The sequence below is a fragment of the Pontivivens insulae genome (assembly GCF_900302495.1).
Lineage (GTDB): Bacteria > Pseudomonadota > Alphaproteobacteria > Rhodobacterales > Rhodobacteraceae > Pontivivens > Pontivivens insulae.
The window spans coordinates 1,089,049-1,112,725 of the sequence record NZ_OMKW01000001.1; the positions used below are offsets into that span (position 1 = coordinate 1,089,049).

A 23,677-nucleotide genomic window follows, 5' to 3' on the forward strand; every position below is an offset into this window, starting at 1 on the left:
CGAAATGAATGTCCGGAAGGAGCCCAAAGTGTACGATGCTGCGCTATGAGTGAATGGCGGCTTTCGGGATTTTGATGGTTCAGCCTGTTCGATAGCCACTTGCATCCCGTGTGTGTCGTCACATACGAACAATCACATTGTCTTCGAAGATGAAGCTCCCACCTGACGAACTCCAATCGCGTCGAGGGAATGTCCTTCTTCAGTGCTACTGAGGAGGGGCTATGTCAAACAGCCTTAAAATTCGACCGGCCTCGCCAGGGGACAGCGGTGACCTAGCAATAATTGCAGATATGGCGACAAGGGGATTGAGTTCGTTTCTGTGGACGGCAGTCGCATCTGAGGGGAAGCCACCTTTCGAGATCTGGCGTTCGATAATCCGGGGCGACCAAGCCAACACGATTCATCACAGCAATTGGCTTGTGGCACAATCACGAGCCAACGTTCTGGGGGCGGTGAACGGCTATACCCTCTCCAGAACTCACTTAACCGCACCGACAGGTCCATCTGCCTGCGTCCTGGAACCACTCAATGAGCTGAAGGGCATGGCTATTGGCACGTGGTACATTGCAGCGATCGCGGTGTTTCCCGAAGCGCGCGGGCGGAGTGTCGGTAGCAGTCTTCTGCGCTTTGCGGAACAGGCTGCGCGAGCGGCGTCCGTGGACGAAATTACGTTAATGGTGGGTAGCTTCAATCCTCGTGCTCGGAACCTCTACGAGAGCATCGGCTTCAAGAGGCTGGCTGATCGAACTTTCCAGCCCTTTCGTGGGTCAGATCCGGAGGGGTATTGGGTTCTTATGTCAAAGACGCTGAAAGGGCGCACGGGATGAACCGCTCACTCAGGATCGAGGCTGTCCCCGGTCTCTACGCCGTCGCTCGCCTGCCGGCCGACGCCGCGATCCCAGACTGGATCAATGGTCCGGGATTTCAGTCTGTCACTCGCTCGGATGACGAACTCACACTCGTCTGCTGCCAAGATCGAATTCCAGGCCATTTCGAGATGGAAAGGGACTGGCACTGCATTCGAACAGTTGGACCTTTTCCGTTCGACGCCGCTGGTGTCGTCGCGTCCCTCATCGCGCCGCTCTCCGAAAACGGAATTGGAGTCTTTGTCATCTGCACGTTCGACGGTGAACATGTTTTGATCTCTGCACGAAAGGCTGAACTGGCAATGGATTGCCTGAGTGCCGCCGGTCATTCCGTGACCACTTGGGATATTTGAAGAAGCGTCCCTAAAGACTAGGAAACGTCATGAACGGGAAACAACAGAGCATGGGCGTCAACAGCGGACTTTGGGATGAATAAACCGTACGGCAGCGCCGCGCCCATAGCCGACATTGGGGCAGGGGGCTGAATGCTGCAACGCGGCTCCCTATAGTCGCCATTCGGTGCGGTGCCGCGTATTTGATCAATGGAAGTGACGTAAGGCGGGACGAACCGGCCATTCAATTTTGAATGCTATGTCAGCTTAGGCGGGCGAGGGTCTTTGCCTAAGATGCGCGTGCAAGATGGTGTTTGGGGGAACATCCAAATTTGCGGGCATAGTCGCGGCTGAACTGCGTCGGGCTCTCATACCCCACTTCGAACCCAGCATAGGACACAGACGGCACGCCCCGTTCCAAGAGGCTGCGCGCTTCGATCATCCGCAGGTCCTTCTGGTACTGCAGCGGTGTCGTACCCGTGACGGATTTGAAGTGCTGGTGAAACGACGATGAGCTCATTCCGGCGACCTGCGCCAGATCGCCAACGATCAAAGGCTCCCGAAAGTTGGCCCGGATCCGCTGGATAGACTTGGCAATGCGGCTGGCGTGACTGTCGACCGACAGAAGGTTCCGCAACATGCCTCCGATGGGTGAGAGGAGGAGGCGGTAATGGATTTCCCGCAGGATCATCGGACCCAGAACCTGCGCGTCCATGGGCGCATTCATCAACTCCAGATACCGCACCATCGGCTCGGTCCAAGCAGGATCGGCGGGACTGGCTGACAGGGATGTCGCGTGAGCATCATTGGACGCCGCCTCGCCCACCTGTTCGTACAAACCGCGCAGAATGCTCAGGTCCAACGAGAAGATCAGCGCCCGGTAAGGACGCGCCGCGCTGGCCTGGGTGATTTTGGAGACAACGGGTAGATCATGACTGACCAAAAGCATCTGGCCATCAGTGAGGTCGACAATCTGTCTGCCCACACTCATTTCTTTGCGACCCTGTAGGATCAGACAAATAACTGGATTATAAACGACAGCCTCAAATACGGTGATTTCCGTGCGTTGAAAGATGTGCGCCGACGGCAATGCTCGGCCAGAAGCTTCAATTTCTTTGGCCAAGAGCTCAGTTGATAGTTGCTTTAGGCGTTCTAATGACATCGCGGGCTCCTTCCCCTTTCCCCTATCAAATCAGCGCTCCGCAATCACGCATTAACACCATCAATCAGAGGAATTGGCAAAACTGCTGTAGGATCTGGCAGGACGCATAGACGCCAGAACCATAGCTTCGGGATCAATGATGGAATTGAACGGAGTATCCCATGTCTGAAGTACAAACCACTTTCACCCTGAACGCTGAAACCGCCATCCCAGCCGTAGGATTTGGCACCTATTTGATCTCGAACGAAGACGCCGAAGGGTCCATCCGTTCCGCGATTGCGGCGGGGTATCGGCACATCGACACGGCCTCAGGCTATCGCAACGAAGAAACCGTTGGCGCCGGGATTCGGAAAGGGCTGGAGGCCGAAGGGCTGGCGCGCGCCGACCTGTTTATCACCGCCAAGCTGTGGCCCGGCAACCCGGCCTGGGGCGATGCGCCCAAAACCGGCACGCAAACCATCGCGGAATGTGATGCGAGCCTGTCGCGTTTGGGCATTGACCACGTGGACCTATACCTGATCCACGCGCCCTACGGCGGCGATTTGCGACTGGAGCAATGGCGCGCGCTTCTCGATTTGCAAGCCAGCGGCAAGGCGCGGGCCGTCGGAGTGAGCAATTTCAACGAGAGCCATCTGGACGAGATTGCCCTTGCCGGCTTGCCGATGCCCGATGCCAACCAGATTGAGCTGCATCCCTGGTCCCAGAAACCGGACTTGCTGGCCCATATGGCCAGCCATGACATCGCGCCGATCGCCTACAGCAGCCTTGTCCCCCTTTCCACGTGGCGCACGGAGCCCGGTCAGGAGAGCGCCAAGACCGACGAGATGAAGGCGGACGGCACAGCCTTCCAGAGTATGGCCGAGAAATACGGCGTCTCAGAAGCACAACTGCTGCTTCGGTGGGGCGTCCAGAATGGTTATGCCGTCTTGCCCAAGAGCCTGAACCCAGAGCGGATGCGCCAAAACCTAGACCTGTTCTCATTCGCTATCGACGAGGCGGACATGGCGCAGATGGCAACCATGGACCGCGGCGACGGCGTAGCCTGGGCCTCCGGCGACCCCAGCAAATGATCTCTACCGCCTTGTCTCATTCAATATAGTCCAACCTCAAATCACTTGGAGTGACCATGAAACCTTCCCTGTTCTTCGCCACAAGCGCCTTCGCCGCTGTCATTTCCACGCCACTGATGGCCGACACAGCTTGCGACGCAACCTTGATGTTCGGCAGCATCACGCAACTCAGTGCCACCCATGCAACAGTTGACACATCCGTGCTGATCGATGCCGCCCCGGCAGAGGTCTGGGCGACGCTGACCGATTTCGACGTCATGGACACTTGGAGTTCCGGCACCCTGCAAGGGATGACCGGGGACATCAAAGATGGCGGACGCGTAACGGTCACCTTCATCTTTGGCGCCACTGAAGATGGCACACCCAATATGATGGAGATCCCACATACGCTGATCTACGATGAGGGCCGTGTTCTCGGGTGGTCTGACCCCTTCCCCGAAGACATCGGCGGTGGCCATGACAACCATCTCTATCGCGTAGAGGCTTGTGGCGATCAGACCCTCTTCGTCCAATCAGACGAAATCGTGGGCAACCCTTTTGCTGCCGGTTTCGTGGCTCAACTTCTGCCGATGTATCAGGCATTCAACGCCGAGCTGAAGGCCGAAATCGAAGGCTAACAATGAGAATTCTGTAGCGTGAAACGATGCGAAAGGTCTTGGCGCCGTAGTGTTCGCCGAAGCCGACATTCGCCGCGGCACCGAAAAACAGAGGTATGGGCTCCTTCGAGACATTAGTGGCATAGCAGCATTGGTTTGGCCGCGTTGAAAAGGCCATCGATCTCGGCTCATAGCGGACGTTGCGGTCCCAGTGCAATGCTGCAGTGTGTCCGTTCTTAGCCGACATAAGGGCATGGGCATGGTTGGTACCCCCCTGCTTTGCATAATTGCTATTCTCAGATACGCAGACTGACAACAGTTGGCCAATGAGGTCGGCCAACTTTGACTTGGGACCTTGCCGTAGCAGCACAACTTCACCCCCAATACCGGAGATCTGTGGCTTCATCGGGGCACACGCGTCAAAGAACTTCTTGTCTTGGAATCCATCTGGAAGCTGCGCGCATCACTCATGCAGGCTTTGCATTGGTCGCGGCTTCCGATTTCAGGCTAAATGCTTGTGTTGGAATAGCGATACCAAGCTCATCGCCCCAACGCGCACGAGGCGGAGCCTACCGAATTTGTGGGGTCGTAACTCCGCCTTGTGCGCTAACATGAGTTCTACCTAGATCCTGCTAAAGGAGCGGTAATCCTGATAACCTTGTTGCAGAGGTGGTCAAGATGGTAGGGCCGCCGTCACGATGACTTCGACCTTGAGCTCCGCACTGGCAAGCTTCGCTTCGCCGCAAGCGCGGGCCGGTGCATGGCCTTCCGGCACCCATGCGTCCCACACGGCATTCATCGCATCGAAGTCGGCCATATCGCTCAGCCAGACAATTGCTTGCAGGATGTGATGTCTGTCCGTGCCGGCTTCTTCCAGCAAGGAGTCCACCTTGGCCAGCATCTCCTCGGTTTGCCCCGTGATGCTGTCGCCGCGCGTTCCAACTTGACCGCATAGATAGACGGTTTGTCCGTGCATCACGATGCGGCTCATTCGGGATGTTTGGTGCTGTCTGATGATTTCGGCCATTGGGGTCTCCTTCTAGAACAAGAGGCGTTCGAGCGCGACGGCAGCGGCCAGCAAGGCCAAGGTGCAGCCGATGACAATGGTCGCGGCGCGTGGCCCCACCTCGGCCATTTCGCGAAGCGAGGTGCGCACGCCAAGGGCCGCTATTGCGGTCAGCAGCATCCATCCTGACAGCAATTTGCCCCAGTCGAGCACCCATCGCGGCAGCGGGGCGAGGTTGTTGAAGAGGACGAGCACGACGAAGGCGATGAGGAACCAGGGGGGAGCAAGTCCCGCCTTGCCTTCTCGAAAGATAAGCGCGGCCATTAGCACGGCGACTGGCAAAAGGGCGACGCGTTGCAGCTTCACGAAAGTCGCGGTGTCGCCCTCGATCTCCCCCATCGAATAGCCAGCGCCCACGACCTGCGCGACATCGTGAATGGTGGCTCCGATCAGGAATCCTGCCTGCGGGGGTGCATGGTTCATCCACGCGAAGAGAAGCGGGTAGGCTACCATCGCGACGGTCGAGAGTGCCGTCACGGCGGCAACGACGAAAAGCACGTCACGCTCAGTGACCTTCGACCGGGGCAGAACGGCTGCCAATGCCAGTGCCGCTGATGCACCACATATTGCGACGGCACCGCCCGCAAGCGCGCCGAACGCCGTAGTGCGCCCGACCAGCCGGGCGAGTCCCACGCCGAGCGCAACGGTTCCGGCGACAAGCGCCATAACGCCGACCACCGGCGCCCACCCCAGCGAGGCAATGTCCTCGAAGCTGAGGCGCAACCCGAGCAGCGCGACCCCCAGCCGCAGCACCGTTTTCGACGTGAACGCCAGACCCGGACCCGATCGCTCCTCCTGCGAAAGATGGAAGAACGCCATCCCGATGAGCAGCGCAAAGAGCATCGCCGGGGCGCCGTAATGCTCCGCAAGGGCATGCGCGGCAACGGCGATGAGAACAGCAAGTGCGATACCGGGGAACACCTCACCGGACCATCTGCCAGCGGTGGACAGTGCGCCGGTCACGATGCTTTCATCCGTTCGAGCCGAATGTCGGCGGTGCGCGCATGGCCCTCCATCCCTTCCAGCCGGCTGATGCGCGCGGTCGCTTCGGCCACGGGGCGCATTCCGGCGACCGTTGCACGTTGCCAGGTCACGGTCTTGAGGAACTTGTGGACGGAAAGGCCGCCTGTGTAGCGCGCGGCACCACTTGTCGGCAGCACGTGGTTCGGGCCCGCAGCCTTGTCGCCGAAGGCCACGGTCGTCTCGGCCCCAAGGAAGAGTGAGCCGTAAGAGGAGAGCCGTTCCAGCCACCAGTCGAGATCCGCGGCCTGCACCTGAAGATGTTCAGGCCCGTAGCGATCGCTCACCGCCGCCATCTCGTCCCGATCCTTGCAGAGGATAACTTCCGCATAGTCGCGCCAGGCGGCGCGGGCATTGTCGGCGTTGAGCTTGGGTAGTTCCTCGATCAGACGCGGCGCAAGCTTCAGCACCTTTTCGGCCAAGACGCGATCGTCGGTGACGAGCCAGACCGGCGAGTTGTAGCCATGCTCCGCCTGTCCCACGAGGTCCCAGGCCACAATCTCTGGGTCGGCTGTGCTGTCGGCGAGGATTAGGCTGTCGGTAGGTCCCGCGAACATGTCGATGCCAACCTCGCCGAACAGCATTCGCTTGGCTTCTGCCACATACTGATTGCCAGGCCCGACGAGGATATCGGCTTTCGGCAAGCCGAAGAGGCCAAAGGCCATCGCAGCCACACCTTGTACGCCGCCCAGGTTAAGGGCCGCATCCGCTCCTGCCAGATGCATCGTGTGCAGGATCGCCGCCGGGATGCCTTCGTCGGGGCGCGTGGGAGAACAGGCCGTCACATGACGCACGCCCGCGACCTTTGCGGTCGTGATCGTCATGAGGGCCGATGCCACATGGCTGTAGCGCCCGCCGGGCACATAGGCCCCCGCCGCGGACATTGGGATCGACTTCTGCCCGGCGATGAAGCCGGGACGCACCTCGATCTCAGTATCATTGATCGTGGCAAGCTGCGCCTCGGCGAAGCGACGGATGTTGTCGTGGGCGAAGGCGATGTCGTCGCGCAGCTCTTGCGGCACCTTCGCGCTCGCCGCTGCCATCTCATCGCGAGAGACGAGGATCGGCCCTTTCCAGCCGTCGAGTTTGCGCGCGTATTCGATCGCGGCAGCGTCGCCCTCCCCACGCAGAACGTCAAGCATGACCGCCACGCGCGTGCGCACGTCTTCCTGTCCCGTCTCGGCGGTCGAGACGGCTTTCTTGAGATAGATCGCCACGATGGGCCTCCTTCGGGTGGTCGGTGCTCCGGCGGCCAGTGAGCCGCCGGGGCCTGAAACTCAGCGCTGGTCGGCCCGGCGAAACGCGCCCTGCACGATCCGGTCGATAACCATTGCGACAAAGAGGATCGCAAAGCCGCCCAGCAGGCCCGGTCCCTTCGCTGCAAATTGCAGTGCTTCAAGGATGACCTGACCAAGCCCGCCTCCGCCGATCAGCGAAATGATGACGACCATGGACAGGCACATCAGGATAGTCTGGTTCACGCCCGTCATGATCGAGGGAAGCGCGAGTGGCAGCTCAACATCCTTGAGCAGTTGCCAGCGCGACGCGCCGAAGGCGGTTGCCGCCTCCTTGATACTGTCAGGCACACCGCGCATCCCAAGGGCAGTCAGACGGATCACCGGGGGCATCCCAAAGATGATCGTCGCAAGTATGCCCGGCGGGTTGCCTGTGCCGAAAAAGGCGATGATCGGGATGAGGTAGACGAAGGCGGGCAACGTCTGCATCAGGTCGAGCACCGGTTCGGCGAAGTTGTAGGCGCGCTGCGATTTGCCGAACCAGATGCCGAGCGGAATGCCCATGATGACGCAAAGCACCACGGCGGCGCCGACGAGGGCAACGGTTTCCATCGCGATTTCCCAGTATCCCAGGAAGGCGATATAGGCGAGGGCGGCGGCGGTGAATATCGCGACGCGCGGCCCGGCAGACCGCCAGCCGATGACTACGATGACCGTCATGACCACGGGCCAGGGCGTGCCGATTAGCGCAAGACTGATAGCGTCGAGTACCTGACGGACCAGAAGCACGATTCCATCGAAGGTTCCGGCGCCAGACCGGGCCGCATCGTCGATGACCCCTTCCAGCCAACGCGCGGAGACCGAATAGGTGTCGGGGTCGGCGGGAAATTCCGCCATCCATCCCGGCACCCCTTCGATGGTAAAGCGATAAACTGTGAGCGGCACGATCACGAGCCCCAGGACCAGCCCCAGAACCGCATTCTGCACCTTCAAGCCGGACGGAACGGCGAGCGGATCAACCCGCCAACGGGTGTACTGTTTTTCATACGCCACATTGGCGTAAACCGCCTGAATGAGCCGCAGAACTAAGAGCATCGCGAGCCCGGTCAGCAAAATAGCCGCCGCATCTGCGGCCGCGGCTTCCGCCGTTTCGCGTGACCGTTCAGCCGCGCGCATCAGGTTGTTGCCCAATGTCTCGAACCGGGTGCCGTCCTCTCCTGCGGCAACCGCATCTGCCGCACGTTGCAGAAACTCCTGCGCACGTGCCTGCTGTCGTTGGGCATTTGCTAGGTCCTCGGCACCCAGCTGACCCCAGCTACCACGCCCGATTTGAACGAACGCGATGACTTCCAGAATGATAAAGCCCCAGAAAAGGCCCCATGCCCCCCGGGCCGATGCCCAGAAGGGACCTGCGAGGAAGGCGGCAAGGTTGAAAGTGCGCGGTATCGGCCCGGTTGTATCATGGATAGTGTGGAATGAGTCCGCGTAATAATCGGCGCGCGGTCCCGCAAATTCCGCGATGGAGGCGTCGAGCGTTTCGCGGTCTACTTCGATATCCCGCACGGCATCGGAGCGTGGGGTCGCGGATCGATTGTTGGCGAAACCGGTCGCGTCGAAATTGGCGGTGGTCATCTCAGCGCCCTCCTTGAATGCCGCGCAGCAGCACGGTCTTGGAAATGACACCGACAGGCACCCCCGCGTCTTCGACGACAAGCGGATCGTCAGTGCCGACCGAGACGTCGATCAGAGTGTCGAGATCACTTTCCCCATCGACGCGGATCGCACCTTCCGGCACGCCAGAGCCATTGAGCGGCTGCATTATTGTATGAGCCTTCACCAGCTTCAGGCGGCTGATCCCCTGCACGAATTCACGTACGTAGTCGTCGGCGGGGGCTGTCACGATTTCCTCTGGCGTTCCGATTTGAACGATGACGCCGTCTTTCATGATAGCGATACGCGTACCAATGCGAATTGCTTCGTCGAGATCGTGGGTGATGAAGAGCGTGGACTTGTTCAGGTCGCGCACAAGTGTCTTGAACTGATCCTGCAATTGAAGGCGGATAAGCGGATCGAGCGCGGAGAACGGCTCATCCATGAGAAGGATTTCGGGATCGGAGGCGAGCGCGCGGGCTATCCCCACCCGCTGCTGCATCCCCCCCGACAACTCCTTGGGCAGACGATCCTCATAGCCCGCAAGGTCCACGAGGCTCAGACAGTGATCCGAGATCGCCCAGCGTTTCGACTTAGGGATTTTGCGAATCTCGAGCGGGTAGGCGACATTCTCGCGGACCGAGCGGTGCGGCATCAGCGCCATGTGCTGGAACACCATTCCGATATGGCGGGCGCGCATCTCGCGCAGCGCGACCTTGCCCATCGCGCCCACATCCTCGCCCAGCACGCGGATCTTCCCCGCGGACGGCTCGATCAGGCGGTTGACGTGGCGCACCAGCGTCGACTTGCCGGAACCAGAGAGCCCCATGATGCAGAAGATCTCGCCCCGCGCGACCTCGAAGGAGGCGTCGCGCACTCCGATCACGGTCCTGTATTTCGAAAGCGCCTCGGCCTTCGTCAGTTCGGATGACTGCGCATCCGCAATCGTTTCCTGCGCCCTCGGGCCGAAGACCTTCCAGACGTTCGCGAGTTCAACAACGGTTTCCGCCACCGGAATGTCCCCTCAAAAACAGTCGCGGCGGGGATGCAATACTGGCCTGCACCCCTGCCGCATCGTCAGATTACTCGCCAGTCAGCCAGCCGAGGACGATGTCCTCATTTGCTGCAACCCAATCGGCGGCGAATTGCTCGACCGGAACATCGTTGACCGAAAGTTCGAACCCGGCCTCGGAAAGAACTTCCGGCGGCATGGAATAATTGTCGAGCATTGCGGCAACTTCCGGGTAATTCTCGCGAATGTTAGCGGCATAGTGCAGGTGCAGCTTCGCGCCGTTCCACGCGGTGGAGGCTTCGGAGAGTTCCAGCCAGTTCGGATCGTCGGTCGGCTGAACGATGTTCCAAGTATCTGGGTCATGCTCTGGCTCGTCGAGATAGACGAGATCGTAAGCCACGAAGATAAAATGAGGCTCATAGCAGAACCCGATCCACGGCTCGTCATTGTTGGCCGCAGTGCCCAGTTCACCCCATGCAACGGTGCCGTCATACTGGCGCAGATCCATCGTCTGGTCGTAGCCATATGATTTCGCGCGTACCTGCTCGATCACAGTGGAGGCCCAGCCGGGCGCTCCGATCCACACTTCGGGGGTGCCGTCGCCGTCACGGTCGAAGATACCGATCTTGTCTGGGTCGGTCAGGTCGTCGATGGAGGTGATGCCGTAGGTGTCAGCGGTGTGCTGAGTAACGCACATACCCTGCACGGCCTGCACCGGGTTCTGGTTGGCTACAACCGTGCCGGCTTCCTGAACATAGGTGTTGTGAAGGTTCGCTTGGTTGGGCAGCCAAACTTCGGGGTGTAGGTGCATAGAGCCTGCATCCATTGCTTCAAAGATGATCGGGTTGGTGCCGTTCTGAAGCTCGACCTCAAGGCCGAAATTCTCCTCGATCACGATCTTGAGGATGTTGGACGTGGCATTTGCCGCCGGCCAGTTTGGAACGCCGAGCACGAGGTCCTGCGCATGGGCGCCGCCTGCCACCATCGGCAGGGCCGCCGCTACGAGAAGGGTCTTCTTGAGGGTCATTCTAGGTCTCCACTGTTGAAAGGGTCGTCATGTTTCATCCGCAACTTCCGCGACCCTTGCGGAGCTGCCGTCGGTCGAACCCGGTTCGGGCACGGCCGTATTCAGAGAGAAGCGCACGATCTCCGCGACCAGCAGGTCGATCGTGTCGAAGACCGGGATGTCGAACTCGGCAAGCGCGTCCGCCAGAAGCGAGAATTCCGAGCAGCTGATGGCGATGGCATCAGCGCCGTCGTCGCGCAGATGCGTTGCCAGTGTGCGCAGTTGGGTGCGCGCGGCCTCATGAACTCCCCGCGCCTTGACGTCGCGCACAAGCTCGAGCGCTTCGTGGCGGGGGTGGACAGCCGACAAGCCGCGCGCCGCAAGGGGCGCGTCATAGACACTTGCCCGAGCAAGGGCAGGCGAGCCCAGAAGGCCCATCCGCGCCACTTGCGGGAGGCGGCTGGCGTGATCCGCTGAAAGCGCCACCATGTCGATGAAGGGAACCGTCGCCGCTGCACGGATCGCCGGTGCATAGGCATGAGCGGTATTGCATGGCATCGCGAGCGCCAAGGCGCCAGCGCGTTCCAGATCACGCGTCATGCGCGCGAGAACCGGTCCCGGATCCTCCCCGCGCCCCTCGACGATGGCCGCAATGCGGGAGGGTACTTGAGAGTTTTGATGAACGATGAGCGGCACATGGTCCGCATCATCGGCTCCATCGACCGCCGCTATCACCCGCTGCATCAGGTCGATGGTCGCCGCCGGTCCCATTCCACCAAGGATGCCAACCGCCCGCTTCATGCCGCTATCACCTCGCGTTGGAGGACATGGCCTATCACCGCCACGATATGCGCGCAGTCGTCCAGATCGAAGGTCAGTGGCACCCGTATGTCGAGCAGCGTCGAGAGAACTTCATCCGTCCGGGGAAGGTCCTGCCGACCGGCATAGCGCCAGGATCGGTGGGCAGAGGTGAAACCCACCGGATCCTCGTTACCAAACCATTTGAGCTCGACGCCCAGCTCCGCCGCCGCCGCCACGATCGCGCGCATCGTTTGTACGTTCGCACCGGGAAGACGGAACTGGACGGACGAACCGACATAAGATTCTGCTGCCGGACGCCTGGGAAGGGCAACGCCCGGCAGCTGCCCCAATCCCGATGCCAGCGCATCGTGGCGGGTGTTCCAGCGCGCGATCGCATCCTCAATGGCTTCCAGTTGCGGAAGCAGGATCGCGGCGCGCAGCGCGTCCATTCGGGCGGACATGTTTGGGGTATCAAGACGGATGTCGCTGAAAGCCTCCCGCTGGGGCGCAGCGCCGTGGCGATCAAATAGCATATAGCTGCCCGAGAGGATGATTGCCCGCGCCATTAATTCGGGATCGTCACTTGTCAGCAAGCCGCCCTCACCGGAGTTGAGATGCTTGTACGTCTGCGTGGAAAAGCAGCCAAACGCACCGAACGACCCGCTGCGCTCACCTTTCCAGCGCGCACCCATCGTATGCGCACAATCCTCGATGAGCGGCAGGTCTGCTTCGCGACAGATTCGCGCCAGCCGATCCATGTCGCACAGATGCCCGCGCATATTTGACAGCATCAGAGCCGCTGGACGGTTGGCGGCAATCTTGCGTTCCAGATCCGCGAAATCGAGAACGAGATCCTCTGTTATCTCAACCAACAAAGGCTTTGCTCCGACCGCGGCGATGGCGCCGGGTACAGGCGCGAGAGTGAAGGCATTCGTTAGAACCGTGTCGCCCGGCCCGACTCCAAGGGCGCGCAGTGCAATCGACATCGCCTGCCCCCCGGACGCGAGCGCAAGGCAATAGGTGCTGCCCTGCCAGTCGGCATAGGTCTGCTCCAGAAGGCCCACGGGGCCCAACTCTCCTGGCAGCAGATTGTAGCGATGCAGCCGCCCGCTCCTCATCACCTCAATGGCAGCCTCGATCCCCGCCTGGGGGATTGGCTCCTGCTGAGTGAAGGATTTCATGAACGGCTGCATCTGTATCACTCGGCGGCAAGCATGGGCTGATCACCCGCAACGCCATATTCGAAGCGCTGTGCATAACCAAACAGACCGACCGCGCCACCCGTGTGAAGGAAGACGACATTCTCGTCCCCGTTGAAATGGCCGCGACGAACCAGATCGATAAGCCCGGCGCCACCCTTTCCGGAATAGACCGGATCAAGGAGGATGCCCTCAAGCCGCGCGAACGTTTCGATCGCCGCAGTTCCGCCTTCGGTTGGGATGCCGTAACCTTGGCCTACGTAGTCGGTATTGGCGACTACATCCTCCCGCGCGACGACGCCGGCGCAGCCAAGTTTTTCTGCCGTGGCGCAGGCAAGCTTATAGACGTTCTCTTCCTGCTTTCGCTGCGGGGCGCGGGTGCCAATGCCCAAAAGTGGGATCTGTGCATTGATTGCCTTCAGACCGGCAATGAGGCCCGCCTGTGTCCCGGCCGAGCCAGTGGCATGGACAATCCGGTCGATCTTGAGGCCTATCGCGTTGGCCTGGCTCACGATCTCCATCGCGCAATTGGCATAGCCGAGTGCACCTGTCGGGTTCGAGCCGCCGCCAGGGATGGTGTAAACTCTGCGCCCTTTCGCGCGCATCTCCTCCGCACGCTCCTCCATGAGGGCAGGCATGTCCGCACCGCCCGGATGTTTTTCGGACGTTGCACCGTGAAGGAAATCGAGGAAGACATTGCCGCCACCATTGTAGTCGAAGTCGTCATACCCGGTGCGGTCCTCGAGAAGCACATGGCAGTCCATGCCCAGCCGGGCAGCGAATGCGGCGGTCTGGCGAGCGTGATTGGACTGCGTCGCACCTTGTGTCATCACCAGATCGGCATCTTGCTCCTGTGCCTCAGCCATCAAGAATTCGAGCTTCCGCGTTTTGTTTCCTCCGGTGGACAAGCCCGTGCAGTCGTCCCGCTTGATCCAGAGTCTGGGACCACCAAGCTCGTTGCTGAGGCGGTCCATCGGTTCAAGCGCGGTCGGGAGATGCGCCATTCGAATGCGCGGGAAACGGGCGAGATGCATCGGTGTGCTCCTTGACTGGTTGCCTGAATTAATCCGCTCGGGCCCCTAATGGTCAAATGCACACTTGTCTTTATATATGCGTATCTTGCATAAACACTATATGAGACTAGATTGGCTTGAAGACGTGATCGCCCTACTCGACACTGGCGGAGTTGCTGAGGCGGCAAAGGCACGTAACATCACGCAGCCGGCATTTTCGCGCCGCATGCGGGCGCTGGAGGATGTACTCGGGATCGCAATAGTGGACCGCACCGCACGTCCCTCGGGACCTACGGAGGCGGTACGCGATCATTCCGATCGGCTACGCCGACTCGCGGACGAACAACGGGCATTGATGGCCGCTATCCGGCAGGCGCAAGCCACTGGAGCACCACAGCTTGTCCTCGTCTGCCAGCATGCGATTACTACTTCGCTTGGCCCGCGCATTGTGGCCAACCTACGTGATAGCAAGATTAACAGTGTCCGACTGAGGTCGGCTAATCGCAGCGAATGCGAGGCCGTTCTCTTCGCAGGAGGGGCAGCACTTTCTCTCACCTATCAGATGGAAAGTGAACCGACACGTGCAACCCCCGCGTTGCTGAAACGGGAAGTGCTGGGTAGCGATCAATTGGTGGCAGTAGCAGGTGCCAATCATGCTAAGTCTCAGATGTGGCAGATGCACCAGGGGCGTCTACAGATCATCGGCTATCCATCAGACGTATTTCTTGGGGCAGTCTTTTCTCGCCATATTGCGCCGGGGCTTACGCAACAGGGCGAGCTCTCCGTGGCAGCCGAGACTGCGCTGACCCCTGCAGCACTTCAAATGGCACGGGCGGGGATAGGCATTGCCTGGGTGCCGCTTGCCCTTGCGGGCGAAGGCATCGAGGACGGCTCCCTGATCAATCTGTCGGATGAGCTGGGCTCCGCGGAAATGCAGATCGTCGCGCACGGTTGGGCTGAAAGCGACAGCCTGATGATCAGGCAAGCCTGGTTAAAACTTGCGCACTTGATGAAAGCGGCCTCATGAGATCTGTGATGCTTATTCGTCCGCTATCCATTGGTCGATCAAGGACTGATTAGCGCTGATCCAGTCATCCACGACATATTCAAGGCCGATATCCTTGACCTGCGCCAAAAAAATCATTTCCGTCATTTCCTCACCTGACAGTCCAAAGCGGGAAAGCAGCCGTGCGACGTCCGGATGGCTTTCCCGAAGCCGGGTGGCGTAGCTTACCTGGACATCCTTGATCACGTCGGCGGACCGAATGTTGCTGTCCTCGATCCACGTCGCACTCTCCTCTGGAGAAACAAGTTGCCAGAGGGCTGGATCATGTGGTGGCTCATCAAGCACGGTGATGTAGTCTAGCGCGAACCACATATGCGGCTGGTAACAATAGAAGAGGACGGGTTCCTGCGCAGCAATCCGATTCAAAAGAACCGTTTGCCAATCCTCCTCAGACAACAAGACAGGATCAAGTTGTCGGGAGAGATCATATCCCTCCATCTTCACCTGCATCACGCGGGTGGAGGCCCAGCCTTCGGCCCCCAGCCAGATTTCCCCCCGTCCGTCGTCGTCAAGGTCGAACAGTGCGGCGACCTCGGGGTCGGTCAGTTGGCTCACGCTGTCGACACCCAATTGGGTCTCGACATATTGTGGAACGCATATACCGTCGATGCCTGGATAACTGGTTCCCGAAAGGGCAAGTGCACCACTGTCAAGACCGGGCTGAACCCAGAATGCCTGGTTCGGCATCCAGGTATCTGCATGCAGATCGAGCGTCGGCGTTTCACTCAGAATGCCATCGAAGATTTCAGCATTGGTACCGGGAACCCGCTCCACGGACAGGCCAAGCCGTTCATTGATGATGCGCTCGAGCATGAGCGAAACCAGCTCGCCGGCAAACCAGTTGGGCTGACCGATGCGGACTGTTTGCTCCTGCGTGAAAGCAGGCGGGGTAGCGCTCACAGCGACCAGCAATGCGATCGCCAACCCGTTCCCCCGCCGACCGGCTTTCCCCCTCCGGCTTCCCGTCATGCCGTTACCCTCATACCTGATCAAAATTGGTAGTCATATCGGTGACCGTGCACCTGCAAGCTTGGTGCGTCTAATAAATTGTCCGCATCAAATATGCCCTTTTTGCACTTTAGTGCGCTTCAGAAGTCCGCATATGTCGATCTAGTCTTTTGTGTTGCGTCGAGCATTCCTTGGCAGCATCTGGGAGCATTGAGCCGTGGGCGGCCCTAGCCGACATTGGGGCAGGGGACTCGATGCTGCATCGCAGTTCCCGAAACCAGCCCTTCGCTGCGGTGCCGTACATTTAATCGTTCAAAGTTCAGCTATGCGCTAAAATGCCGCCATGCGGGGAGAGGCTTTGAAGGCGAGTAGGTAGGTTTCACAATGTAGCCAATCCACGTATCTGAGCGAGGTCAGGAACTTGCTGGTATGCTAACAAGCTTCCAATTCAGCAATTGGGAGGCGGCAAACGGAGTCTTTCTTCGTCACTAATCGTCAAAATAGGTTCGGTGCGTAGTATAGATTGCTTCGATTGTTGGAGTGAGACGACTAAGGTGCAGACGAAGGGTCTTGTCGGCATTTGCCGTGTCGCCGGACATGATCGCCTCAAGCAAGAGTTGATGATCCTCGTAAAGGAGCTCCATCGCTTCCTTGCTTGTGAGAGCTAGCATGCAAAGTCGATCTACTTGCGCTTTGTTGGCTGCGATCAGGTCAAAGGCAAACGCCTGGTTTGCGGACTGGCATAGCAGTCGGTGGAATTCATAGTCTAACTCATGGAACCGGTCGGCCTCACCTGATGAAATCGCATCGGCCTGCGCTTTCATATTCGCCTTCAGCTTGGGATCAATGGACGTGTCGCGTCCCGCGGAAGCCGTCCTGACAACCTCAAGCTCGATGGCAGAGCGAACGAAACGCGCATTCGCAATTAACTCTCTTGAGAATGGGCGGACCACGGTCGCTCTTTGCGGTCGTACCAACAGGAGGTTGAGCCCAGCCAGACGGGTGAAGGCTTCACGTACAGGTTGCCGCGAATAACCAAAGGCCTTTGCGGTCTCAGTTTCGGAAATCTTGGTGCCGGGTAAAAGCTCAAGCTTCGTGATCTGATCAAAGAGTTGCTGAAAGACCAGATCGCTGCCGGTTGTCCGCTCTAGGGTGCCGATTTCTGCCATGACGTGTGAAGTGCCTTTCTATGGTTTGCGAGTTTGGCAGACCAGAACCTAGCGTATCAGAGGTCGCTTTGGGTTACTAGGCTGCCAAATTTATTCAACAATCTCAATGAATATGCGCTGTTTCGGAAGGCTTGATCCGGATTTTATGTTGACTAGTATCCAAGTTAGCTTGTTAATTCCGGATATCAATCAGAAGTTCGCTCCTGTGGCGTGCGCCGTCAAAACCGGACCTAAGCGTCAGCTCGAGCGAATTTTCTGAGGATATCCGTTGGTCGGAAAAGGCTGACGCAAAAATGACTAAAGCTGATCGGGAGGACACAATGATCAACTACACACTCAAGGCTCTGGCAACCTCGGCAATCGTGCTGGCAAGTGTATCGGTGGCGCAAGCGGACGTAACTCTGCGTGGCGCAAGTATGTTTGACGAAGACCATTCCTTCACCCAGACCCTGCGCGAATTCGAGCGTCTGGTGGCCGAGAAGTACGATGGGGACGTGAGCTTTGACCTGCGGCTGAACGGCGAACTGGGGGTTGAATCTGACTACGTGACCTATCTCAACCAGGGCGTGGCGGTGGACTACACGATCCTCGCGCCATCCAACATGGCTGTTTTCTCCGAAAGCATCCCGTTGATGGATATGCCTTTCTTGTTTCGCGACCTAGAGCACTGGGACGCTGTGCTGTCTTCTGACGCCTTCGCTCCGCTCGAGGCCGACTTGCGCGAGGCCGCAGGAATCGTGATCGTGGGCTACCATGGCGGCGGTGTACGGAACCTCGCCTCCGCTGAACCGATCACAAGCATGGAAGAGCTGGCTGGTCATCGGATGCGTGTGATGGGGGCTCCGATCCAAGCACAGACCTTTGATGCTGTCGGTGCAGCGCCGTCGGCAATCGCCTACAATGAAGTCTACAATGCCATCCAAACGGGTGTGATCGCTGGCTTTGAGAACGAAGCTGCCTCAATCCAGAACTTGAAGTTTTACGAAGTCGCCCCGCACATCTCGCTTACCCAGCATACGATAACTGTACGTCCGATTGTGATGTCTGCCGCTACCTTTGATGCACTTCCCGCTGATTTGCAGGATGCGATTGTGATGGCGGGTGCAGAAGCCGGTGCCTTTGGACGCGCACTCGAAAGCGGCGCCGATGGCGAAATTCTTCAGGAGATGGAAGCGGCAGGTCAAATCGTCATCCACGATTTCGAAGGTCGTGAACAGATGCTGGAGTTGGTGCAACCAATCCAAGATGACTACGCGGAGAGCCTCGGAGCGACCGAGCTGCTGATGAACGTGCGCGGCATGTAAACTCCTCTAGGCCAGTGGGCGGCAGCAGAAAACTGCGCCGCCCACTGGCTTCAAAGACTTTCGCGGCACTCGCTGCCACATCTGGGGGGTTGCATGTTCGGCCGACTACTCGACGGGTTCTGTAAGGGCCTTCGCATTCTTTTGGGCGTTTTGATGGGCGCGCTCGCTGTTCCTGTCGCGATGCAGGTCCTCTCTCGCTACACCGGGATCATACCCTCCTACCTATGGACCGAAGAACTCGCGACGTTTCTCTTCGTTTGGATTGTCATGATCGGATCAGTGATCGCGGTTTGGGACGGAACGCATTTCGATGTCCGCATCACCCGCAATGCCACATCCCCGATCATGGAACTCTTTCAGAATGGCGTAGTTCATCTCGCAATCATGCTCTTCGGCGCGTTGTTTCTGATCTACGGTTTTGAATATGCCGAGTTCGGCGGCAGACAACGCTCGGTGATGATGCGGGCGAACCTGATGATCACACACATCTCTGTCCCCATTGCAGGCGGGCTTTGGATGGTTCTGTCGGGTTATCGTCTCGCCCAAGAAATTGCCTTGGTTCGTGGTCGTGAGGGAGCAGTGCAATGATCCTAGATACTGCCACTGCCACCATGATCCTGATCTCAGTTTTTGTGGTTCTGATCTTCATCCGCATCCCTGTGGCTTTTGCTTTGGGCCTTGCCACTGTTCCAGTGGTCCTGCTTGAGCTTCGTCTGACCCCCTTCATCGTCCTAGATCGGATGTTTCAGTCCTACAATTCGTTCATCCTCTTGGCTGTGCCCTTTTTCCTCCTTGCCGCCAACCTGATGAATTCCGGTAAGGTCACTGATCGCTTGATTGAACTTGCCCGTGTTCTGACTGGGTGGATGCCCGGGGGCCTGGGACATGTAAACGTCGCGGTCTCCATGCTATTTGCAGGAATTTCTGGGTCCTCAACTGCCGATGCAGCCGGGATCGGCAAAATCCTGATCCCAGCAATGCAGAAAGAGGGATACGATACCCGCTTTGCCGTGGCGATCACCGCTTGTTCGTCAGTGATGGGCGTCATCATTCCGCCGTCGATTCTGATGATTGTCTGGGGTGGGGTGATGCAGGTTTCGGTCGGCGCCCTGTTTTTGGGCGGAGCTGTCCCCGGCCTGATGATCGGGCTGACGCTGATGGCGACGGTTTTCTGTTTCGCGAAGGCCCGTAACTACCCGGTGACGGCGACACCGAACTTGGGAGAGTTCTTGGCTGCGTGGAAGGGTGCTGCCCTTGCTTTGCTGACACCGATCTTCGTGATTGGCGGAATCGTTGGTGGCATCGTCACCCCAACAGAAAGCGCCATCATTGCGGCGGCGTATGCACTGATCCTCGGGATGTTTGTCTACCGAACAGTCACAGTCCGTGATCTCGGATTCATCCTCTACGACACTGCCCGCTTCGCGGCGATCTCGCTCTTTGCAATCGGTACGGCCTCAGCCTTTGGATGGCTCCTGTCTTTCTACAACGCACCTAGGTTGATCGTTGGCATCCTGACGGTATGGGAGTTCGGGCCATTCGGAACCGCCATGGTCATCGCAGCCCTATTTTTGCTTTTTGGCCTGTTCATCGACGCAATCCCGACAATCATCATCTTGGGCACCGTGCTGATGCCGGTGGCCCAGGCTGGCGGCGTTGACCCCATTGCCTTTGCCATCATTGGGATCGTGTCACTGGCCTTTGGCCTCGTGACACCACCGTACGGTCTTTGCCTGCTCATATCAGCGGCCATTGGCCGGCTCAACGTGGTTCAGGTACTGCGCGAGGTGGTGATCATCCTTGCCCCGATGCTGGTCATCCTTGTTCTGATGGCGGCGTTCCCCGCGATCATTCTTTGGCTGCCCAAACTGCTCATGCCCGGCGCGTTCTAATCGCTATACAAACCCACCCATCCACAGAGAGGCCCGCAATGAAACTCAAAGATAGATCCGCGATCGTCACAGGTGGAGGGCGCGACATTGGTCGCGCCGTCGCAGAGAAGCTAGCGTCCGAAGGCGCAAGCGTCGCGATCAACTATTTCTCCAGCTCAAAAGGGGCGGATGAAGCTGTCGCAGCCATTGAAGCGAATGGCGGGCGCGCTATCGCCGTCCAGGGGGACCTGAACAAAAAATCCGACGCAGACGCCTTAGTGCAGGCTGCAGTGGATGCGTTTGGTGGCGTCGATATTCTCGTCAACAATGCAGGCGGGCTCATCGCTCGGAAAACGGTTGCCGAGATGCCGCTAGAGCACTGGGACGCGGTGATGCGGCTCAACCTGACAAGTACCTTCCTGATGACGCAGGCGTGCCTCGCGCACATGAAAAACGGGGCAATCGTGAACCTTGCCAGCCAGGCAGGTCGCGATGGCGGCGGTCCCGGAGCCGTGGCCTACGCAGCTTCGAAGGGGGCAGTGATGACCATGACACGAGGGCTTGCCAAAGAGGTCGGTCCTAACATCCGGGTCAATGCGCTCTGCCCCGGGATGATCGACACTGATTTCCACAATGTGCACACGCCCGATGCCGGGCGACGCGGTTACGAAGCAAACGCGCCATTGAAGCGCCAGGGCCATGTTGAGGATGCAGCCAACTTGGTTCTGTTCCTTGCCAGCGATGACAGCGCATTCGTAACTGGCACGAATATAGACATCAACGGCGGCATGCTTTTCTCATAGCGGACAGGGATCACAGGATGTCAGATTACCCCATTGTCTCAACTGGACCTGACGTGACACGCCAAGTCCTATCGGATCATGAAACACTGATGGTTGTCGCGTTTCGTTTTGGAGCGTCAGGAGCGATTGGAGCCCTCCACAACCATCCTCATGTGCAATCAACCTATGTTGAGAGCGGTCGGTTCCAATTTACGCTTGGCAACGAAGAGCGCGAGGTCGGTCCCGGCGATAGCTTCGTCGTTCCGTCAGAGCAAATGCATGGCTGCGTCTGCCTCGTTCCCGGCACTCTCATCGACACCTTTACGCCCCGCCGTGATGATTTTCTCTAGCAACCGACGCCCAACACAGGTCCTTTCGATTGGGGAGTGTATGGCCGAGCTCGCCCCGACGGGGGACGCTAGGACATTTCGCATGGGTTTTGCTGGGGATACCTTCAACACCGCGTGGTATCTTGCGCAGGTTTCGACTGCGGCAAGAGTTGGCTACTTCACCGCGGTTGGGGATGATGACCTTTCTCAAGACATGCTGGAATTCATACGGGACAGTGGTATTGCAGATACTTACGTCCAGCGGGTGCCTAACAAGACAGTTGGACTTTATCGAATACACCTGCGGGAGGGAGAGCGAAGCTTCACCTATTGGAGAGATACTTCAGCAGCCCGCGAACTAGCCGCGAACGAAGATCTGCTGAGTGCCGCTCTTGATGCAGCGGACCTGATCTACTTTTCCGGGATCACACTCGCGATCCTCGAAGAAGCTTCCCGAGACACTCTTTTACGCACCGTTGCGAAAGCACGTGCAAAGGGCAAAGTCATCGCCTTCGACCCAAATCTGCGCCGCCGACTCTGGCGCTCAGCTGATGAGATGACATCCAAAATCACCCAGGCTGCGAGTCTTGCAGACCTGGTTTTACCCTCTTTCGAAGACGAAGCAGATTGGTTCGGGGACAGCGACCCCGAGGCAACCCTAGACCGTTACTTCGAACTGGGCGCGTCGCATGTAGTCGTCAAAGACGGGAACAATCCGGTGACTTTTCGGTCTGATGGGAATCAGACGCAAGTGCTGGTCCCACCTATCGGCGTGCCGGAGGATACGACCGCTGCGGGTGACAGTTTCAACGCTGGAGTTTTGAACGGCTTGATAGAGGGGCGCGGCATCTACAAAAGCATCCTGGAGGGATGTGCGCTTGCAGGACATGTTATTCAGCAATCTGGGGCTCTGGTCGACGTCGGTTAGATGACCAGTCACGTTGAATAATTCAGGAACTTCCCAGTTGCACTTCAATCTCTTGATTGGCTGAATGACAACAGATCATAGGTACTCCGTTGCCGTCTAGGAGTTCAGTTTTCTTTAGAGATCTTCGTGAAACACAAACAATGGCAGCTTTGCCCCCGCACCGCTGACCTTCCCGCTGCCGAGCTGCTTTGAGTTGCCGAGTGAGGCGGTCGTATGACCGCTTCGAGCCCAATTTCACCGATGCTGCGTCATGCCTGAACGACCGCTATTTTAAGCAGATGAGCCGAGTTGGTCACGACACCAAACTTGTATGGCCTCACAAAACCGCTCAACACGGGCGGGGCGTTTTGTTCCGGGTGCCAGTGCGAGATTTACCGGCAGACGCGCGGCACGCAGATCAGGTTCCGCGTCTATCAAGATGCCTTGCACCAAATCATCTGCAATGAACCAGCGCGGCAGGATGGCGACGCCAACGCCCTCAAGGCAGGCCTCATAGATCGCAAAGATGTTGTCGCTTGCCATCTTTGGGGTGACGGAGAAAACCTGCGCGGAACCGCCACTGTTTGAGAGCTCGATCCGGTTGCCCTCAAACGGCCCAAGGGTCAGCCACGGCAAGTCTTTCAGTGGTTGTGTCGCATGTGCAGCAAGGCATTCTGGCGTACCGACGACCAGCCGCTCCACACGCGCCAGCTCCCGCACAACAAGCGTATCGTCTGGCACCGCGCCGATCTTTAGCCAGCAATCACACCCTTCCTCGGCAAAACGGATTGCGTCGTCGCGCAAGCGCCAATCAATAGTGACGCTGGGGTGATCCTTCATGAACTGCGACGCCGCACGCACGAACAAGCTCTGTCCAAGGGCAACCGGTGCGATCACACGGATCACGCCCTTCAATGCGTCGTCTTCTGAATGCCGTTCCTCGATTGCCTCCCACTCGCCCAACATGCGCCGCGCGTCTTCCAAAAGAGCCAGACCATCCGGCGTCAGGGTAACATCATGGGTCGTGCGCCGCGCCAGCACGACATCAAGGCGGGTTTCCAGCGCCGCAAGCTGCCGGGAGATCGACGGCTGTGACGTGCCCAGGTCACGGGCGGCTTCCGAAAGCGAACCGCGCTCGGCAATGCGCACGAAAGTTTCCAGCAGAGCGAGACGATCAAAGCGTGTGTTCATACGCTAGGCGTATAGCAGTCTTACTCTCCATGCCGCTACCGTTAAATCGTCAGGTCCGTATGTTCATCTCAATCGAAACGAA

At 58.6% G+C, this 23,677-nt stretch carries 24 protein-coding genes; 11 read left to right on the forward strand and 13 right to left on the reverse strand.

Features of this window, described 5'->3' with window-relative positions; translation table 11 throughout:
* Positions 1-221 precede the first annotated feature (221 nt).
* A complete protein-coding gene (locus tag POI8812_RS05120) occupies positions 222-827 on the forward strand; it encodes a GNAT family N-acetyltransferase (RefSeq protein ID WP_108781413.1) in 606 nt (201 codons plus the stop codon).
* Positions 824-1,219: an ACT domain-containing protein gene (locus POI8812_RS05125; RefSeq protein ID WP_108781414.1), complete on the forward strand. Its 396-nt coding sequence runs from the start codon at positions 824-826 to the stop codon at positions 1,217-1,219. Before POI8812_RS05120 ends, POI8812_RS05125 begins: the two co-directional genes overlap by 4 nt.
* Before the next feature lie 268 nt (positions 1,220-1,487).
* On the opposite strand, the gene POI8812_RS05130 is transcribed toward POI8812_RS05125, so the two are convergent.
* A complete protein-coding gene (locus tag POI8812_RS05130; protein WP_108781415.1) occupies positions 1,488-2,360 on the reverse strand; it encodes an AraC family transcriptional regulator in 873 nt (290 codons plus the stop codon).
* Between the two features lie 161 nt (positions 2,361-2,521).
* Here POI8812_RS05130 and POI8812_RS05135 point away from each other — a divergent pair, with 161 nt between their 5' ends.
* Positions 2,522-3,430, forward strand: coding sequence for an aldo/keto reductase (locus POI8812_RS05135; RefSeq protein ID WP_108781416.1), 909 nt, complete (start codon positions 2,522-2,524; stop codon positions 3,428-3,430).
* Between the two features lie 56 nt (positions 3,431-3,486).
* Positions 3,487-4,047 (forward strand): SRPBCC family protein, encoded by a 561-nt coding sequence (locus POI8812_RS05140; RefSeq protein WP_108781417.1) that lies wholly within the window; start codon positions 3,487-3,489, stop codon positions 4,045-4,047.
* Positions 4,048-4,699: 652 nt separating this feature from the next.
* Here POI8812_RS05140 and POI8812_RS05145 read toward each other — a convergent pair.
* The 9 genes from POI8812_RS05145 to cuyA all read right to left on the reverse strand — a co-directional run bounded on the left by POI8812_RS05145 (position 4,700) and on the right by cuyA (position 14,049).
* Positions 4,700-5,053, reverse strand: a complete 354-nt coding sequence (locus POI8812_RS05145; RefSeq protein ID WP_108781418.1) for a RidA family protein — start codon at positions 5,051-5,053, stop codon at positions 4,700-4,702.
* 12 nt (positions 5,054-5,065) lie between these two features.
* On the reverse strand, positions 5,066-6,055 hold the full coding sequence (locus tag POI8812_RS05150) for a YeiH family protein (protein WP_245895251.1): 990 nt from the start codon (positions 6,053-6,055) through the stop codon (positions 5,066-5,068).
* Positions 6,052-7,332 carry a histidinol dehydrogenase gene (gene hisD, locus POI8812_RS05155; protein WP_108781419.1) on the reverse strand — a complete coding sequence of 427 codons (1,281 nt, stop codon included), beginning with the start codon at positions 7,330-7,332 and terminating at the stop codon, positions 6,052-6,054. The genes POI8812_RS05150 and hisD overlap by 4 nt, the downstream gene beginning before the upstream one ends.
* A 57-nt stretch (positions 7,333-7,389) precedes the next feature.
* Positions 7,390-8,979, reverse strand: coding sequence for an ABC transporter permease (locus tag POI8812_RS05160; RefSeq protein ID WP_108781420.1), 1,590 nt, complete (start codon positions 8,977-8,979; stop codon positions 7,390-7,392).
* Position 8,980: 1 nt separating this feature from the next.
* Positions 8,981-10,009: a quaternary amine ABC transporter ATP-binding protein gene (locus POI8812_RS05165; protein ID WP_108781421.1), complete on the reverse strand. Its 1,029-nt coding sequence runs from the start codon at positions 10,007-10,009 to the stop codon at positions 8,981-8,983.
* A gap of 70 nt (positions 10,010-10,079) precedes the next feature.
* Positions 10,080-11,036 (reverse strand): ABC transporter substrate-binding protein, encoded by a 957-nt coding sequence (locus POI8812_RS05170; RefSeq protein ID WP_108781422.1) that lies wholly within the window; start codon positions 11,034-11,036, stop codon positions 10,080-10,082.
* 27 nt (positions 11,037-11,063) lie between these two features.
* On the reverse strand, positions 11,064-11,816 hold the full coding sequence (gene cuyB / locus POI8812_RS05175) for a cysteate racemase (RefSeq protein ID WP_108781423.1): 753 nt from the start codon (positions 11,814-11,816) through the stop codon (positions 11,064-11,066).
* Positions 11,813-12,997: a DegT/DnrJ/EryC1/StrS family aminotransferase gene (locus POI8812_RS05180; RefSeq protein ID WP_245895253.1), complete on the reverse strand. Its 1,185-nt coding sequence runs from the start codon at positions 12,995-12,997 to the stop codon at positions 11,813-11,815. The genes cuyB and POI8812_RS05180 overlap by 4 nt, the downstream gene beginning before the upstream one ends.
* 17 nt (positions 12,998-13,014) lie before the next feature.
* Complete coding sequence (cuyA, locus tag POI8812_RS05185) at positions 13,015-14,049, reverse strand: D-cysteate sulfo-lyase (protein WP_108781425.1); 1,035 nt, start codon at positions 14,047-14,049, stop codon at positions 13,015-13,017.
* Positions 14,050-14,149: 100 nt separating this feature from the next.
* Between cuyA and POI8812_RS05190 the strand changes: the two genes are divergently transcribed.
* Positions 14,150-15,055: a LysR family transcriptional regulator gene (locus POI8812_RS05190; RefSeq protein WP_162844884.1), complete on the forward strand. Its 906-nt coding sequence runs from the start codon at positions 14,150-14,152 to the stop codon at positions 15,053-15,055.
* Between the two features lie 12 nt (positions 15,056-15,067).
* Here POI8812_RS05190 and POI8812_RS05195 read toward each other — a convergent pair whose 3' ends face one another.
* Together POI8812_RS05195 and POI8812_RS05200 are read right to left on the reverse strand one after the other, a co-directional pair.
* Positions 15,068-16,018: a glycine betaine ABC transporter substrate-binding protein gene (locus tag POI8812_RS05195; protein WP_162844885.1), complete on the reverse strand. Its 951-nt coding sequence runs from the start codon at positions 16,016-16,018 to the stop codon at positions 15,068-15,070.
* Between the two features lie 512 nt (positions 16,019-16,530).
* A complete protein-coding gene (locus POI8812_RS05200) occupies positions 16,531-17,211 on the reverse strand; it encodes a GntR family transcriptional regulator (protein ID WP_108781428.1) in 681 nt (226 codons plus the stop codon).
* A 320-nt stretch (positions 17,212-17,531) separates the two neighbouring features.
* Here POI8812_RS05200 and POI8812_RS05205 point away from each other — a divergent pair, with 320 nt between their 5' ends.
* The 6 genes from POI8812_RS05205 to POI8812_RS05230 all read left to right on the forward strand — a co-directional run bounded on the left by POI8812_RS05205 (position 17,532) and on the right by POI8812_RS05230 (position 22,425).
* Entirely contained in the window at positions 17,532-18,515 is a 984-nt protein-coding gene (locus POI8812_RS05205) for a TRAP transporter substrate-binding protein (protein WP_108781429.1), read from the forward strand.
* Positions 18,516-18,608: 93 nt separating this feature from the next.
* Positions 18,609-19,103 carry a TRAP transporter small permease gene (locus POI8812_RS05210; RefSeq protein ID WP_108781430.1) on the forward strand — a complete coding sequence of 165 codons (495 nt, stop codon included), beginning with the start codon at positions 18,609-18,611 and terminating at the stop codon, positions 19,101-19,103.
* Positions 19,100-20,407: a TRAP transporter large permease gene (locus POI8812_RS05215; protein WP_108781431.1), complete on the forward strand. Its 1,308-nt coding sequence runs from the start codon at positions 19,100-19,102 to the stop codon at positions 20,405-20,407. Before POI8812_RS05210 ends, POI8812_RS05215 begins: the two co-directional genes overlap by 4 nt.
* A gap of 38 nt (positions 20,408-20,445) precedes the next feature.
* Positions 20,446-21,189, forward strand: a complete 744-nt coding sequence (locus tag POI8812_RS05220) for an SDR family NAD(P)-dependent oxidoreductase (RefSeq protein WP_108781432.1) — start codon at positions 20,446-20,448, stop codon at positions 21,187-21,189.
* Between the two features lie 17 nt (positions 21,190-21,206).
* A complete protein-coding gene (locus tag POI8812_RS05225) occupies positions 21,207-21,518 on the forward strand; it encodes a cupin domain-containing protein (protein ID WP_108781433.1) in 312 nt (103 codons plus the stop codon).
* Positions 21,505-22,425: a sugar kinase gene (locus POI8812_RS05230; RefSeq protein WP_108781434.1), complete on the forward strand. Its 921-nt coding sequence runs from the start codon at positions 21,505-21,507 to the stop codon at positions 22,423-22,425. Before POI8812_RS05225 ends, POI8812_RS05230 begins: the two co-directional genes overlap by 14 nt.
* Positions 22,426-22,695: 270 nt before the next feature.
* Here POI8812_RS05230 and POI8812_RS05235 read toward each other — a convergent pair whose 3' ends face one another.
* Positions 22,696-23,595, reverse strand: a complete 900-nt coding sequence (locus POI8812_RS05235; protein ID WP_108781435.1) for a LysR family transcriptional regulator — start codon at positions 23,593-23,595, stop codon at positions 22,696-22,698.
* Positions 23,596-23,677: the final 82 nt, after the last annotated feature.

Coding starts and splice junctions, on each gene's coding strand:
- POI8812_RS05160 (WP_108781420.1), bottom strand. CDS start 8,979: ATGACCACCGCCAATTTCGACGCGACCGGTTTCGCCAACAATCGATCC.
- POI8812_RS05205 (WP_108781429.1), top strand. CDS start 17,532: ATGATCAACTACACACTCAAGGCTCTGGCAACCTCGGCAATCGTGCTG.
- POI8812_RS05130 (WP_108781415.1), bottom strand. CDS start 2,360: ATGTCATTAGAACGCCTAAAGCAACTATCAACTGAGCTCTTGGCCAAA.
- POI8812_RS05140 (WP_108781417.1), top strand. CDS start 3,487: ATGAAACCTTCCCTGTTCTTCGCCACAAGCGCCTTCGCCGCTGTCATT.
- POI8812_RS05215 (WP_108781431.1), top strand. CDS start 19,100: ATGATCCTAGATACTGCCACTGCCACCATGATCCTGATCTCAGTTTTT.
- POI8812_RS05230 (WP_108781434.1), top strand. CDS start 21,505: ATGATTTTCTCTAGCAACCGACGCCCAACACAGGTCCTTTCGATTGGG.
- POI8812_RS05210 (WP_108781430.1), top strand. CDS start 18,609: ATGTTCGGCCGACTACTCGACGGGTTCTGTAAGGGCCTTCGCATTCTT.
- cuyB (WP_108781423.1), bottom strand. CDS start 11,816: ATGAAGCGGGCGGTTGGCATCCTTGGTGGAATGGGACCGGCGGCGACC.
- POI8812_RS05190 (WP_162844884.1), top strand. CDS start 14,150: ATGAGACTAGATTGGCTTGAAGACGTGATCGCCCTACTCGACACTGGC.
- POI8812_RS05180 (WP_245895253.1), bottom strand. CDS start 12,997: ATGAAATCCTTCACTCAGCAGGAGCCAATCCCCCAGGCGGGGATCGAG.
- POI8812_RS05220 (WP_108781432.1), top strand. CDS start 20,446: ATGAAACTCAAAGATAGATCCGCGATCGTCACAGGTGGAGGGCGCGAC.
- POI8812_RS05145 (WP_108781418.1), bottom strand. CDS start 5,053: ATGGCCGAAATCATCAGACAGCACCAAACATCCCGAATGAGCCGCATC.
- cuyA (WP_108781425.1), bottom strand. CDS start 14,049: ATGCATCTCGCCCGTTTCCCGCGCATTCGAATGGCGCATCTCCCGACC.
- POI8812_RS05170 (WP_108781422.1), bottom strand. CDS start 11,036: ATGACCCTCAAGAAGACCCTTCTCGTAGCGGCGGCCCTGCCGATGGTG.
- POI8812_RS05235 (WP_108781435.1), bottom strand. CDS start 23,595: ATGAACACACGCTTTGATCGTCTCGCTCTGCTGGAAACTTTCGTGCGC.
- POI8812_RS05225 (WP_108781433.1), top strand. CDS start 21,207: ATGTCAGATTACCCCATTGTCTCAACTGGACCTGACGTGACACGCCAA.
- POI8812_RS05125 (WP_108781414.1), top strand. CDS start 824: ATGAACCGCTCACTCAGGATCGAGGCTGTCCCCGGTCTCTACGCCGTC.
- POI8812_RS05135 (WP_108781416.1), top strand. CDS start 2,522: ATGTCTGAAGTACAAACCACTTTCACCCTGAACGCTGAAACCGCCATC.
- POI8812_RS05120 (WP_108781413.1), top strand. CDS start 222: ATGTCAAACAGCCTTAAAATTCGACCGGCCTCGCCAGGGGACAGCGGT.
- POI8812_RS05200 (WP_108781428.1), bottom strand. CDS start 17,211: ATGGCAGAAATCGGCACCCTAGAGCGGACAACCGGCAGCGATCTGGTC.